This is a genomic window from Streptomyces griseus subsp. griseus, from assembly GCF_000720255.1.
Taxonomy (GTDB): Bacteria; Actinomycetota; Actinomycetes; order Streptomycetales; family Streptomycetaceae; genus Streptomyces; species Streptomyces griseus_I.
In genome coordinates this window covers 85554-99346 of record NZ_JOJE01000001.1, presented here as the reverse complement: position 1 = coordinate 99346, position 13793 = coordinate 85554, and the positions used below count along the sequence as shown (strand labels likewise).

At 69.5% G+C, this 13793-nt stretch carries 14 protein-coding genes; 8 read left to right on the top strand and 6 right to left on the bottom strand.

Going from position 1 to position 13793, the window contains the following annotated elements:
* Positions 1-15: 15 nt before the first annotated feature.
* Entirely contained in the window at positions 16-1068 is a 1053-nt protein-coding gene (locus IG99_RS00470) for an aminotransferase class V-fold PLP-dependent enzyme (RefSeq protein WP_037668380.1), read from the top strand.
* A 164-nt stretch (positions 1069-1232) separates the two neighbouring features.
* Here the strand turns inward: IG99_RS00470 and thpD are convergent, their stop codons facing one another.
* From thpD to IG99_RS00440, 6 genes are all read right to left on the bottom strand, one after another.
* Positions 1233-2126, bottom strand: coding sequence for an ectoine hydroxylase (gene thpD / locus IG99_RS00465; RefSeq protein WP_037668378.1), 894 nt, complete (start codon positions 2124-2126; stop codon positions 1233-1235).
* Positions 2127-2132: 6 nt separating this feature from the next.
* Positions 2133-2537 (bottom strand): ectoine synthase, encoded by a 405-nt coding sequence (locus IG99_RS00460; protein ID WP_037668375.1) that lies wholly within the window; start codon positions 2535-2537, stop codon positions 2133-2135.
* Between the two features lie 19 nt (positions 2538-2556).
* On the bottom strand, positions 2557-3828 hold the full coding sequence (gene ectB / locus IG99_RS00455; protein WP_037668372.1) for a diaminobutyrate--2-oxoglutarate transaminase: 1272 nt from the start codon (positions 3826-3828) through the stop codon (positions 2557-2559).
* A 13-nt stretch (positions 3829-3841) separates the two neighbouring features.
* The gene (ectA, locus tag IG99_RS00450; RefSeq protein WP_037668371.1) at positions 3842-4357 is read right to left on the bottom strand and encodes a diaminobutyrate acetyltransferase; all 516 of its coding nucleotides are present in this window, start codon (positions 4355-4357) and stop codon (positions 3842-3844) included.
* Between the two features lie 305 nt (positions 4358-4662).
* Positions 4663-5190 carry a DinB family protein gene (locus IG99_RS00445; protein WP_037668370.1) on the bottom strand — a complete coding sequence of 176 codons (528 nt, stop codon included), beginning with the start codon at positions 5188-5190 and terminating at the stop codon, positions 4663-4665.
* 57 nt (positions 5191-5247) lie between these two features.
* The gene (locus IG99_RS00440) at positions 5248-6345 is read right to left on the bottom strand and encodes a pyridoxal-phosphate-dependent aminotransferase family protein (protein WP_037668368.1); all 1098 of its coding nucleotides are present in this window, start codon (positions 6343-6345) and stop codon (positions 5248-5250) included.
* Between the two features lie 173 nt (positions 6346-6518).
* On the opposite strand from IG99_RS00440, the gene IG99_RS00435 reads away from it, so the two are divergent.
* The 7 genes from IG99_RS00435 to IG99_RS00405 all read left to right on the top strand — a co-directional run bounded on the left by IG99_RS00435 (position 6519) and on the right by IG99_RS00405 (position 13784).
* Positions 6519-7379, top strand: a complete 861-nt coding sequence (locus IG99_RS00435; RefSeq protein WP_037668367.1) for a transporter substrate-binding domain-containing protein — start codon at positions 6519-6521, stop codon at positions 7377-7379.
* 4 nt (positions 7380-7383) lie between these two features.
* A complete protein-coding gene (locus IG99_RS00430; RefSeq protein WP_037668366.1) occupies positions 7384-8217 on the top strand; it encodes an amino acid ABC transporter permease in 834 nt (277 codons plus the stop codon).
* Positions 8214-9005 (top strand): amino acid ABC transporter ATP-binding protein, encoded by a 792-nt coding sequence (locus tag IG99_RS00425; RefSeq protein WP_037668361.1) that lies wholly within the window; start codon positions 8214-8216, stop codon positions 9003-9005. The genes IG99_RS00430 and IG99_RS00425 overlap by 4 nt, the downstream gene beginning before the upstream one ends.
* Before the next feature lie 26 nt (positions 9006-9031).
* Entirely contained in the window at positions 9032-10123 is a 1092-nt protein-coding gene (locus tag IG99_RS00420; RefSeq protein WP_037668360.1) for an amidohydrolase family protein, read from the top strand.
* Between the two features lie 233 nt (positions 10124-10356).
* Complete coding sequence (locus IG99_RS00415; protein WP_037668358.1) at positions 10357-11211, top strand: ABC transporter permease; 855 nt, start codon at positions 10357-10359, stop codon at positions 11209-11211.
* Positions 11208-12095, top strand: coding sequence for a carbohydrate ABC transporter permease (locus tag IG99_RS00410; RefSeq protein ID WP_037668357.1), 888 nt, complete (start codon positions 11208-11210; stop codon positions 12093-12095). The genes IG99_RS00415 and IG99_RS00410 overlap by 4 nt, the downstream gene beginning before the upstream one ends.
* Positions 12096-12134: 39 nt before the next feature.
* Complete coding sequence (locus tag IG99_RS00405; RefSeq protein WP_037668356.1) at positions 12135-13784, top strand: type 2 periplasmic-binding domain-containing protein; 1650 nt, start codon at positions 12135-12137, stop codon at positions 13782-13784.
* Positions 13785-13793: the final 9 nt, after the last annotated feature.

Below are 13793 nucleotides of genomic sequence, written 5' to 3'. Positions count from 1 at the left end.
GCCCACAGTGGACTCATGGAGACCTTCGAGACCCTCGTCCGTTCCGAGTTCGCCCCGAAGACCATTTACCTCAACACCGCGAGCAACGGCCTGCTCCCGGCCCGTACCGTCGACGCCCTGCACGAGGCGGCGCTGCTGCGGGCCGAGGGCAGGCCGCTGAACTCGCTGTACGAGGACGTGGAGGCCTGCCGGGCCGCGTACGCCCGGCTCGCCGGCGTCCCCGTCACCCGGGTGGCGGTCGGCGCCTCGGTCGCCGCGCACACGGGTGTCATCGCCGCCGCGCTGCCCGCGGGCGCCGAGGTCCTCACCGCACAGGACGACTTCACCTCCGTGCTGAACCCGTTCCACATCCGCGGCGACCTCAAGGTCCGCACGGTGCCGCTGGAGGGGATCGCCGAGTCCGTGCGTCCCGGCACGGCCCTCGTCGCGGTCAGCGCGGCCCAGTCCGCGGACGGGCGCGTCGCCGACCTGCCCGCCCTGCGCGAGGCGGCCCGGGCTCACGGCGCGCGCACCTACGTCGACTTCTCCCAGGCCGCGGGCTGGCTGCCGATGGACGCCGACGCGTACGACTACTCCGCCGCCGTCTCCTTCAAGTGGCTGCTCGGGCCGCACGGCACGGCCTTCCTGGTGGTCCCGGAGGACTTCGGCGGGCTGTCGCCCGTGCTCGCGGGCTGGGTCGCGGCGGAGCGGCCGTGGGACAGCTGCTACGGGCCGGTGGCCGAACTCGCCCGTTCGGCACGGCGGTTCGACCTCACTCACGCCCTGTTCACCTTCGCGGGGCTGCGTCGCTCCCTCGATCTGATCGAGGAACTCGGTGTGGACGCCGTCCGCGCCCACGACCTCGCGCTCGCCGACCGCTTCCGGGCCGGACTCGCCGCGCTAGGCCATGAGCCCGTGCCCGCGCCCGGTTCGGCGATCGTCTCCGTGCCCGGACTCGGCGACCGCCAGCCGAAGTTGAGCGACGCGGACATCCAGGTCTCCAACCGCGCGGGCAACCTGCGCGCGGCCTTCCATCTGTACAACACGACCGCGGACGTGGACCGGCTGCTGGACGTCCTCTCCGGCTGAACGCACCCTGGTCCGGCCGGACATACGGAAGCGGGCGGTGCCACCGACTCGCGGTGGCACCGCCCGCACCCCGGGGTCAGGCCGAGGTCACTTCACCGGCGTGAAGTCCCGCGCCCCGATGCTGCGTCTTCCGGGGGCAACCCCCGGACCCCCGGCCGAGGCCCTCACTTCACCGGCGTGAAGTCCCGAGCCCCAATGAATTCCGGGCGGCGTACCGGTGCCGAGAACGGCTCCACGGCCTCGTTCTCCACGCTGTTGAACACGATGAAGACGTTGCTGCGCGGGAACGGCGTGATGTTGTCGCCCGACCCGTGCATGGCGTTGCAGTCGAACCAGGTCGCCGAACCGGCCTTGCCCGTGAAGAGCCTGATGCCGTACTCGGACGCCATCTTGGTCAGCGCCTCGTCCGACGGCGTGCCCGCGTCCTGCATCTGCAGCGACTTCTTGTAGTTGTCCTTCGGCGTGGCGCCCTCGCACCCGAGGAAGGTCCGGTGCGAGCCGGGCATGATCATCAGCCCGCCGTTGGTGTCGTAGTTCTCGGTCAGAGCGATCGAGACGGACACCGTGCGCATGTTCGGCAGGCCGTCCTCGGCGTGCCAGGTCTCGAAGTCCGAGTGCCAGTAGAACCCGGAGGCGCCGAAGCCGGGCTTGACGTTGATCCGCGACTGGTGGACGTACACGTCCGAGCCGAGGATCTGCCGGGCCCGCCCGACGACCCGCTCGTCGCGCACCAGCTGGGCGAACAACTGGCTGATCTTGTGGACCTCGAAGACCGTCCGGATGTCCTGCGACTTCGGCTCGACGATCGACCGCTCGTCGGCCCGGATCCGCGGATCGGCCACCAGCCGGTTCAGCTCGTCCCGGTAGACGGCGACCTCGTCGTCCGTGATGAGCTGATCGATGGCGAGGAAGCCGTCCCGCTCGTACGCCTCCAGGTCACCCGCGGTGATGGGACCGGGCGTTCCCGGGGAGCCCCAGACCACCGGGTCCTGCCGGGGGACGGCCACCTCGGTGGCTCCGCGGCTGGGGTACAGATCAGTGGCGATGGTCGTGGTCATGATCCTTCACACCTCCTCGGGTTCGGTGAGCAGCGGGTAGACGCCGTTCTCGTCGTGGTCCTCCCGTCCGGTGACGGGCGGATTGAAGACGCAGATGCAGCGGAAGTCCTCCTTGATCCTGAGCGTGTGGCGCTCGTGACCGTCGAGGAGGTACATGGTGCCGGGCGTGATGGTGTGCGACTGCCCGGTCTCGTGGTCGGTCAGCTCGGCCTCGCCCTCCACGCAGACGACGGCCTCGATGTGGTTGGCATACCACATGGACGTCTCGGTCCCGGCGTACAGAACCGTCTCGTGCAGCGAGAAGCCGACCCTCTCCTTGGCGAGCACGATGCGTTTGCTCTCCCAGGTGCCGGACGCCGACCTCACATGCCGGTCGGTTCCTTCGATGTCCTTGAACGAACGGACGATCACGGGGTGCGATTCCTCCTCGTCAGATGGTTTCCCGTACGGCGCGGGCGAGGACGCGCATGCCCTCGTCCAGCTCCTCGGGCGTGATGGTGAGGGCCGGGAGCAGTTTGAGGACCTCGCTCTCCGGACCCGAGGTCTCGACCAGGAGCCCGAGCTCGAAGGCGCGCTTGGCGACCTTCCCGGCGCGGTCCTTGTCGTGGAACTCCAGGCCCCAGACGAGACCGCGGCCGCGGTACTCCTTGACGTCGGCCAGGTTCTCCTCGGTGATCGAGATGAGCCCCTGCTCGACCTGCTCGCCGCGCGCCTGGGTCTGCTTCTCCATGGCGGAGCCGTCGGCCCAGTACGTCTCCAGCGTCGCGGTGGCGGTGACGAAGGCCGGGTTGTTGCCGCGGAACGTGCCGTTGTGCTCGCCCGGCTCCCAGACGTCCAGCTCGGGCTTGAACAGGCACAGCGACATGGGCAGTCCGTAGCCACTGATGGACTTGGACACGGTGACGATGTCGGGCACGATCCCCGCCTCCTCGAAGGAGAAGAAGGCGCCCGTGCGGCCGCAGCCCATCTGGATGTCGTCGACGATCAGCAGCATGTCCTGGCGCTCGCACAGCTCGGAGAGCGCACGCAGCCACTCCGGACGCGCGACGTTGATGCCGCCCTCGCCCTGCACGGTCTCGACGATCACGGCGGCGGGCTTGTTCAGGCCCGAGCCCTGGTCCTCCAGGAGCCGCTCGAACCAGAGGAAGTCCTCGACCGTGCCGTCGAAGTAGCGGTCGAACGGCATCGGGGTGCCGTGCACCAGCGGGATGCCCGCGCCGGCGCGCTTGAAGGCGTTTCCGGTGACGGCCAGCGACCCGAGGGACATGCCGTGGAAGGCGTTGGTGAACGACACGATCGACTCGCGCCCCTTCACCTTCCGCGCCAGCTTCAGCGCGGCCTCCACGGCGTTGGTGCCCGTCGGCCCCGGGAACATGACCTTGTAGGGCAGGTCGCGCGGGCGCAGGACGAGGTCCTGGAAGGTCTGCAGGAAGGAGCGCTTGGCCACGGTCGACATGTCCAGGCCGTGGGTGACCCCGTCGCGCAGCAGGTAGTCGACCAACGCGCGTTTCAGCACAGGGTTGTTGTGGCCGTAGTTGAGTGATCCGGCGCCGGCGAAGAAGTCGAGGTAGCTGTGGCCGTCCTCGTCGTACATGCGGCTGCCGCTGGCACGGTCGAAGACGGTGGGCCAGCCGCGGCAGTAGCTGCGCACCTCGGACTCCACGGTTTCGAAGACGCTGAGGTCGGGCTGGGTGATGGTCACGGCGAATCGCTCCTCAATGCGACGGGTGGTGCAACGGGCCGATGCGGTACAGGACTTCGGGGTCGTGCGGGCCGTCCGGGAACTGCTCCCGGTCGAACAGGACCTCCCGCTCGACGGCGGCGCCGTGCCGGGCGGCGAACGACGTGAACAGCCGCTCGGAGGCGGTGTTTCCCGGCGTGATCGTCGTCTCGACGGACGTCACGCCGTGCTCGGCCATGACACGCGCGGTCACCCCGTCGAGCAGCCGGGCGGCGAGCCCCCGCCCCCGCTGCGCGGCGTCGACGGCGACCTGCCACACGAGGAGGGTCTCCGGACGCCCCGGGCGCAGGTAGCCGGTGAGGAAGCCGACGGGCTCTCCGTCGGCCCCGCGGGCCACCGCCGACGTACCGGCGAAGTCACGGCACCACAGCAGATAGCTGTACGAGGAGTTCAGGTCGAGCTTTCCGGACTCCTTGGCCATCCGCCATAGCGCGGCCCCGTCGGCCACCGTCGGGTGGTCTATGAGTAGGTCTGCTGGTGCGGCAGTCATGCGAATTCAATTTACCCAGGGAAATTCAAAAATGCATGGCCGCTCGGGGTTACGTACGGGCGGTGGATGTGTTATCGCGCGTGCGGGGGCAGGTGCGCGGGAATGCGCTTTATGCCCGCATTTTTCCACCGTGAAAAGGGCAAAAAGGCGCACTTGTGGAACGCGTCACAAGGTCGCAACCCTCACGGAATCTGCCCGAATCACCCCGCTCCGTGTTCGCAAAATCTTTGCGTTTAGGTACGGGGAAAGCGGGCAGAAGAATACGGGAAGCTATGCTTTTAAAGAATTCTGGAATTGCCTTTAATTCATACTCCGGTAACTCCGTCGATGCGTTCCCGAAGGATGTCCGCATGGCCGTTGTGCCGGGCGTACTCCTCGATCAGGTGAATGAGGATCCAGCGCAGACTCACCTCGAGACCGGCCATCGGACCGTCGGCGATCCGCCCGGTGTCCTCCAGCGACCGCCCGGCGCACAGCTCCCGTCCCCGCGCGATCTCCCGCCGCCAGACGGTCAGCGCCTCGTCGAGCCCCCGCCCGGGCGTGAGCGTGTACCCGGTCTCCTCCTCGAACACCGGCGGTACGTCCCTCCCCGCGAACACCCGCTGGGACCAGTTCCGTTCGACCTCCGCGAGGTGCTGCACCAGCCCGAGCAGCGTCAGTCCCGACGGTTCGGCGGACGTGAGCCGGACCTGCGTGTCGTCCAGCCCGCGGCACTTGAGCTCCAGCGTGGCGCGGTGGAAGTCCAGCCAGCTCTCGAGCATGGTGCGCTCGTCGCCGGTCATGAGGGGGACGGGGCGGCCGTCGGGAAGGGTCCCGGGAGTCTCGGTGGTCATACGGCGAGCGTCCCAGGACCCACGGACGACGGTGTCGCCCTCAGCTCTGGGCGAACCTCACCGCCACGCGTGCTCGACCGCGTTCAGCGCCGCCCCCAGGTCCACCACGAGCCCCTTCCCGGCGAGCGCCCCGCCCAGTGCCGCCAGGCAGCTGCGCACCGCCCCCGGCGTCGCGTCCGCCCCGTAGTGGTTGACCCGGATCATCTCCCCGGCCAGCGCACCCCCGCCCGCCGCCAGCGGCAGCGCCGGGTCCGCCTCCAGGGCCCTGCTCACCAGCTCCGACGCCACGATCCCCGACGGTGTCCGCAGGGTCGTCGCGACGGGCGCCGCGTCCCGCGCCTCGTGCACATACGGTTCGAGCACGCCCAGGGCCGCCGCCCCGGCCCGCGCGCCCGCGGCGGCGCGCGCGTGACGGCTCATCACCGCGTCCAGACCCTCCTCCTCGATCCGTTCGACACACGCCTCCAGCGCCAGCATCTCCAGCTGGGCGGGCGCGTGCAGCAGGGCCTTGCGGCCGCCGTCGATCCAGCGCTCCTTCCAGTCCAGGAGGGAGAGGTACGACCGGCGCGGCGCCCGCGGGTTCGCCGCCATCCGCGCCCACGCCCGCTCGCTCACCGACACCGCCGACACACCCGCCGGACCGCCCATCGCCTTCTGTGCCCCGATCACACACAGGTCCACCCCCCAGGCGTCCGGCAGTACCGGCTCGGCCCCGACGGAGGCGACCGCGTCCAGGTAGAACAGCGCACCGTGCTCCCGTACCACCTCGCCGATCTCCGCGACCGGGTTGGTGTTGCCGGTCGCGGCCTCCGCGTGCACCAGCGACACGAAGTCGATGCCGGGGTGCTCGGCGAAGGCCGCCCGGATCCGCTCGGCCGTGACCGCGGTGTGGAAGGGCACCGCCAGGTCGATCACCGTCGCACCGCAGTCCCGCAGCCAGTCCCCGAAGGTCTGCCCGTACGGGCCGGTGATCACGTTCAGCGCGGTCGTGCCGGGGCCGGCCGTCGCCCGTATCGCGCCCTCCAGCGGCAGCAGCGCCTCGCCCTGCATGATCACGACGTCCTGCCGGGTGTCCAGCAGTCGCGCCACCCGGTCCTCGATCGAGGCGAACCGGGCGGCGCTCAGCGGGGTCAGGTCCAGGAAGGGGTGCGTCACTGCGGTGCTCTCTTCACTCTCGGGGTAGAGGTGTCGAGAGTAACTGGCACCCCACTCACCCCCCGCCTGGCTACTTCGTAGGCCAAGGGGCTCCACAACCATGGGATTGGTTTGAGAGACTCAAACTTATCCTTATAATCGGAACCCAAAGCTCTCCCACAGGAAGGCCCGCCGTGAACACGCTCCTCGGGCGTCGCACCCGTGCCCTGGCCGCCACCACCGCGACGGCGGGCCTCATGCTCGTCGTGGCCGGCTGCACCTCCACCGACGGCGGCGGCTCCAAGACCGCCGCGGGCGGGGTCGAGTTGGCCAAGGCGGGCAAGCTCACCACCTGTACCCACCTGCCGTATCCGCCGTTCCAGTCGGAGGTCGACGGCAAGGTGCAGGGCTTCGACGTCTCCCTCATCGACCTGGTCGCCAAGGACCTGGGCGTGCAGCAGGCGATCCGCGACACCCCCTTCGAGAACTTCAAGACCGGTGCCTTCCTCAACTCCGGCGAGTGCGACGTCGCCGCGGCCGGCATGACCATCACCGAGGAGCGCAAGAAGAACGTCGACTTCTCCGACCCGTACTTCGACGCCACCCAGGCCGTCCTGGTCGACAAGAAGAGCGGCGTGAACTCCCTCGCCGACGTCAAGGCCAAGAAGGTCAAGCTCGGCGCCCAGGCGCAGACCACCGGCGAGGACTACGCCAACAGCAAGGGCTTCGACCCCGTCTCCTTCGAGTCCTCCGACGCCGTCCTGAACGGCCTGCGCACCGGCCAGGTCAAGGCGGTCGTCATCGACTACCCGGTCGTCCAGGGCTGGCTCAAGGACAAGGCCAACGCGGACGCCTACAAGGTGGTCGACAACCTCAAGACCGGCGAGCAGTACGGCTTCACGGTGAAGAAGGGCAACTCCAAGCTGGTCGCCGCCATCAACAAGGCGATAGCCGACGCCAAGGCCGACGGCACCTACAAGAAGCTGTACGAGAAGTGGATCGGCCCCTACGACCCGTCCGTCGCCGCCCCGTCCGCCTCGCCCTCCGCGTCCTGACCCCATGACCGACACGGACGTACGCCCCCAGCCCACGAAGAAGGGCCTGACCCGCCGACAGAAGCGGAGCATCTCGCGCGGCGCGCAGTACGTCGTCTTCGTCGCCGCCGTGATCGCCTTCGCGGTCTCGGCCGACTGGGGGCGGCTGCAGAACCAGTTCGCGCAGGCCGACATCGCCGAGCGGATGTTCCCCGACGTCATCACGCTGGCGCTGAAGAACACCGTGCTGTACACGGTGTCCGGGTTCGCCGTAGGACTCGCCCTCGGCATGGTCATCGCCCTGATGCGGCTGTCGTCGGTGGGCCCCTACCGGTGGCTCGCCGGCATCTACATCGAGATCTTCCGCGGCCTGCCCGCCCTGCTGATCTTCATCTTCATCGGTGTGGCGGTCCCGCTCGCCTTCCCCGGCACCGAGATCATCGGCGGCACCTACGGCAAGGTCGCCCTGGCGCTCGGCCTGGTGGCCGCCGCGTACATGGCGGAGACGATCCGCGCCGGCATCCAGGCGGTGCCCAAGGGGCAGATGGAGGCCGCCCGCTCCCTGGGCTTCTCCCCGGCCCGCGCGATGATCTCGATCATCATCCCGCAGGCGTTCCGCGTCATCCTCCCGCCGCTCACCAACGAACTGGTCCTGCTGTTCAAGGACTCCTCGCTGGTGCTGTTCCTCGGCGTCACCCTGGAGGAGCGCGAACTGTCGAAGTACGGCCGCGACCTGGCCAGCCAGACCGCCAACTCCACGCCGATCCTCGTCGCCGGCCTGTGCTACCTGCTGGTCACGATCCCGCTCGGCTTCGTCGTGCGCCGTATGGAGGCGAAGGCCCAGGAGGCCGTGAAATGAGCCGACCCGAGATCGACGTCCGCGGACTGCACAAGTCCTTCGGCGACAACGAGGTGCTGCGCGGCATCGACCTGGAGATCGGACAGGGCGAGGTCGTCTGCGTCATCGGCCCGTCCGGCTCGGGCAAGTCGACGCTGCTGCGCTGCGTGAACCTCCTGGAGGAGCCGACGAAGGGCCAGGTCTTCGTCGGCGGCACCGAACTGACCGACCCCGACGTCGACATCGACGCCGCGCGCCGCCGCATCGGCATGGTCTTCCAGCAGTTCAACCTCTTCCCGCACCTCACGGTGACCGAGAACCTGACCCTGCCGCAGCGCCGGGTGCTCCGCCGTGACAAGGCGCGGGCGGCGAAGGTGGCCGCCGAGAACCTGGAGCGGGTCGGCCTCGCGGAGAAGGCGAACGCCTACCCCTCCTCCCTCTCCGGCGGCCAGCAGCAGCGCGTCGCCATCGCCCGCGCGCTGGCGATGGGCCCCCAGGTGATGCTGTTCGACGAGCCGACCTCGGCGCTCGACCCGGAGCTGGTGGGCGACGTCCTGGCGGTGATGCGGATGCTGGCCCGGGACGGCATGACGATGATGGTGGTGACCCACGAGATGACCTTCGCCCGGGAGGTCGCCGACCGGGTCGTCTTCATGGACGGCGGTGTGATCGTCGAGGACGGCACGCCCGCCCAGGTCATCGGCGACCCCACCCACGCCCGCACCCGCCACTTCCTCTCCCGCCTCCTCGACCCCGCCGGGGCGGACGTGGAGGAGGAGACATCGGACCAGGTGGGCAAGACGGGGTAGCCGGCGCAGTGACTAGGGTGCGGTACATGAGCGATCACGCGGTGCTGCACGTGAAGGGCCGGGTCCTGGTCGGGCCCGACGACGTCCGCGACGAACTGTGGGTCGTCGAGGGCCGGATCTCCTACGACCGGCCCTCGGGCGCCCGTGACGTCCGCACGGTCGACGGCTGGGCGCTGCCCGGCCTGGTCGACGCCCACTGCCACGTCGGCCTGGGCGCGCACGGCCCGGTCGACACGGACGTCGCCGAGAAGCAGGCGCTGACCGACCGCGAGGCCGGCACCCTGCTGATCCGCGACGCGGGCTCGCCCTCCGACACCCGCTGGATCGACGACCGCGACGACCTGCCGAAGATCATCCGCGCGGGCCGCCACATCGCCCGCACCCGCCGCTACATCCGCGGCTACGCCCACGAGATCGAGCCCGACGCCCTGGTGGCGTACGTCGGACAGGAGGCCCGCCGCGGCGACGGCTGGGTCAAGCTGGTCGGCGACTGGATCGACCGTGACCTGGGCGACCTGTCCGCGTGCTGGCCGCGCGAGGCGATCGAGGCGGCGATCGCGGAGGCGCACCGCCTGGGCGCCCGCGTGACGGCCCACTGTTTCTCCGAGGACTCGCTGACGGACCTGGTCGAGTCCGGCATCGACTGCGTCGAACACGCCACGGGCCTCACCGAGGACCTGATCCCGCTCTTCGCGGAACGCGGGGTGGCCATCGTTCCCACCCTGGTCAACATCGCGACCTTCCCCGCGCTCGCCGACGGCGGCGAGTCGAAGTACCCCCGCTGGTCGGCCCACATGCGCCGGCTGCACGAACGCCGCTACGACACCGTCCGCAACGCCCACGACGCCGGCATCCCGGTCTACGTCGGCACCGACGCCGGCGGCACCCTGCCCCACGGCCTGGTCGCCGCCGAGGTCGCCGAACTGGTCACCGCGGGCATCCCCCCGGTCGAGGCCCTCGCGGCCACCACCTGGGCAGCGCGCGCGTGGCTCGGCCGCCCCGGTCTGGAGGAGGGCGCGGCGGCGGACCTCGTCGTCTACGACACCGACCCGCGCGCGGACGTACGGGTGCTGGCGGCGCCGCGACGGGTGGTCCTCGGCGGACGGGTCGTCGACTAGGAGCGCCCGAAAACTTTCGACAGACGGTCAACGGCCGTTGTGTGTCAGGGCTGTTGACCGTCCAATGAAAGCGTTTTAACTTCCTCTCACTCGACTCCGAGGTATGAGGGGGACCCGTGGCCGTGGACTTACGGGAACGCACAGGTGAGAAAGGGGTTGGCGGCGCTCGGCGTGGTAAGAGCCCTGCCCGTCCGGCACGAAAACGCTTTCAAAGCCCCACCCTCCTGTTGCTCATGCTGCCCGGCCTCGCCTACTTCGTGCTGTTCCACTACGGCGCCCTGGCCGGCAACGTCATCGCCTTCAAGGAGTACGTGCCCTTCGACGGCATCTGGGACAGCCCCTGGGTCGGCCTGGGCAACTTCCAGCGCATGTTCGAGGACGGCGAGTTCTGGGCCGCGGTCCTCAACACTCTCTGGATCGCCGTCCTCCAGCTCGTCTTCTACTTCCCCGTACCGCTCGGCCTGGCCCTGCTGCTGCACAGCCTCACCTGGAGCTCGGTGCGCCGCTTCGTGCAGTCGGTGGCCTACCTGCCGCACTTCATCTCATGGGTGATCGTCGTCGCCCTCTTCCAGCAGATCCTCGGCGACACCGGGCTGCTGAACTCCTCGCTGGACGGCATGGGCCTGCACTCCGTCGACCTCATCGGCAACCCCGACGCCTTCCGGCCGCTCGTCGTCGCCCAGGTCATCTGGAAGGACGCCGGCTGGGGCACGATCATCTTCCTCGCCGCGCTCTCCCAGGTCGACGAGCAGCAGTACGAGGCCGCCGCCCTCGACGGAGCGGGCCCCTGGCGGCGCTTCTGGCACGTCACCCTGCCGGCCATCCGCCCCGTGATCGTCCTGCTGCTCATCATGCGCCTCGGCGACATCCTCTCCGTCGGCTTCGAGCAGATGCTGCTCCAGCGCGACGCGGTCGGCCCCGAGGCCGCCGAGATCATCGACACCTTCGTCTACTACCAGGGCATCGTCGGCGGTGACTACGGCTTCGCGGCCGCCGCGGGCCTGTTCAAGGGCGTCGTCGGCGCCCTCCTCGTCTACGCCGCCAACAAGGTCGCCCACCGCCTCGGCGAACAGGGGGTCTACAAGTGAGTACCCAGGTCCGCCCGGGCTGGATGGAGAAGCCGAAACCCGTCACCCAGGCCGGCAAGGCCATCGCCCTCGCCGCCGTCGTCCTGCTGGTCTGCGTGCCGTTCCTCGTCATCGTCTCGACCTCGCTCGCCTCCACCGACGAGGTCGTCGCGGGCGGCGGCTGGGTGCTGTGGCCGACCGAGCCGACGCTGAAGGCGTACCGCGACATCCTCGACGGCGGCATCGTCACCCACGCCCTGGGCGTCAGCGCGGGCGTCACCGTCGTCGGCACCCTGCTCAGCCTCGCCTGCACCGTGACCCTCGCCTACGCACTCTCCCGCCCCGGCGTCCTCGGCGGCAGACCCGTCCTGCTCCTCGTCCTGTTCACGTTCCTCTTCCCGCCCGGCATGATCCCCAGCTTCCTGCTGGTCAAGGAGCTGGGCCTGCTGGACAGCTATGCCTCGCTCGTCCTGCCCGTCCTGGTCAACGTCTTCAACCTCGTCGTCCTGCGCGGCTTCTTCCAGGGCATCCCCGACGAGCTGTACGAGGCCGCTCGCCTGGACGGCGCGGGGGACTGGCGGGTCCTGGTCTCGATCGTCCTGCCACTGTCCAAGGCCGCGCTCGCCGTCGTCGGCCTGTTCTACGCGGTGGCGTACTGGAACTCCTGGTTCTACGCCTCGCTCTACCTGGAGAGCGACCACTGGCCCCTCCAGCAGGTCCTGCGCACCTACGTCGTGGCCGGCTCCGGGCTCACCGACGCCACCACCGGCGAGGGCACGATCACCGCGCCGCAGACCGTGCAGATGGCCGTGCTGGTGATCGCCACCGTGCCGATCCTGCTCGTCTACCCGTTCCTCCAGAGGTACTTCACCAAGGGCGTGCTCACCGGCGCCGTCAAGAGCTGACTTTCCAACAAGAGCTGTGCTCAGAAAGGTCGTTCGCTCATGCCCAGCATGTCCCGACGTACCCTGCTGCGCTCCGTCGCCGCAGGTGGCGCCGCCGTCTCCGCTCCCGCCCTGCTGACCGCCTGCTCCACGGAATCCGGCGACCACGACGTCTCCAACGCCGGCAAGAAACTCGCCCCCTGGCCCGTCTACAAGCCCGCCGCCGGCCCGAAGCCCGACCTCGCCCCCACCGACGCCGGCGTCCAGGCCGGCTACACCTCCTACCCCGCCGACCTGGCGAAGTCCGTCTCCCGCACCCCCGGCGACGGCTCCACCATCAAGGTCATGACGGTCTCCTTCGGCACCCCGCCCAAGCCCGCCTCCGCCAACCGGTTCTGGGCCGCCGTCGAGAAGGCCCTCGGCGTGAAGATCGAGTACACGATCGTCTCCCAGGCCGACTACCAGAAGAAGATGGCCACGGTCATGGCCGCCGACCCCGACGCCCTCCCCGACGTCATCAATCTCTTCTCCGGCTTCGTCCTGCCCCGCGAGGCCGAGTTCGTGCAGCGGCGGGCCGAGGACCTCACGCCGTACCTCTCGGGCGAGGCGATCGCCGACCACCCCAACCTGGCCAACATCCCCACCCACGCCTGGAAGGACATGGGCCGCATCGGCGGCCGTATCTACGGCATCCCGCTGGAACGCCCGCTGCCGGGCTCCACCCTCTGGCTCAACCAGGGCGTGTTCACCGACGCGGGCATGAGGGAGGGCTGGACCTCGACCGACTTCGCCGCCGTGGCCAAACGGGCGACCGGCGGCAAGCGGTACGCACTCGGCGCCGCCAACGGCTCCCTCTTCGGCAACGCCGTGCACTCCGCCGCCCACAACGCGCCCCAGGAGTGGGCCGTCGCCGAGAACGGCACCTTCCAGCCGGCCTGGGCCGACGAACGCTTCAAGGCCTCCATCGCCTTCCAGGCCGAGCTGCGCAAGAACGGCAGCTACCACCCCGACGCCACGTCCATCTCCCAGATCGACCTGACCACGCTCTACTACAACGGCACGGTCGGCTCCATGCAGGACGGCTTCGGCGCTTACCTCCCCAAGTACCGCGAGTCCCGCGGCAAGCTGACCCCGGCCGCCGCGCTCCCCTACAGCGTCGACGGCGAGCCCGGCGGCATCGTCGCCGCCCGCCGCTCCTTCGGCTACACCGTGCTGAAGAAGGCGAAGAAGGAACGCATCCAACTGCTCCTCCGCGTGTTGGACTACCTCGCCGCCCCCTTCGGCAGCCAGGAGTGGGAACTCGTCCACTACGGCGTCGAGGGCACCCACTTCACCCGCGCCAAGGACGGCTCACCCCAGCCCACCGAGCTGGGCGAGGTCGAGAACAACACCAACCTGCCGCTGAAGTACCTCGCCGAAGGCCCCCAGGTGCTGTTCGTCCCCGGTATGCCCGACGCCGTACGGGCCCTGCACGCCTGGCAGCTGAAGACGGTCCCGCGCGCGATCCGCAACGCCTCCTACGGACTTCAGTCCCGCACGAAGAACGCCCAGGGCACCACCCTCAAGGCGCTCCTCGACGACACCGTCACCGGGATCGTGGCCGGGCGGCAGTCGCTCTCGGAATGGGACGCGGCGGTGAAGAAGTGGCGGGCCCGTGGCGGCGACAGAATGGCCGAGGAGTTCGCGAAGGACTTCGCGGCCAACACGTGACGCTCCGCC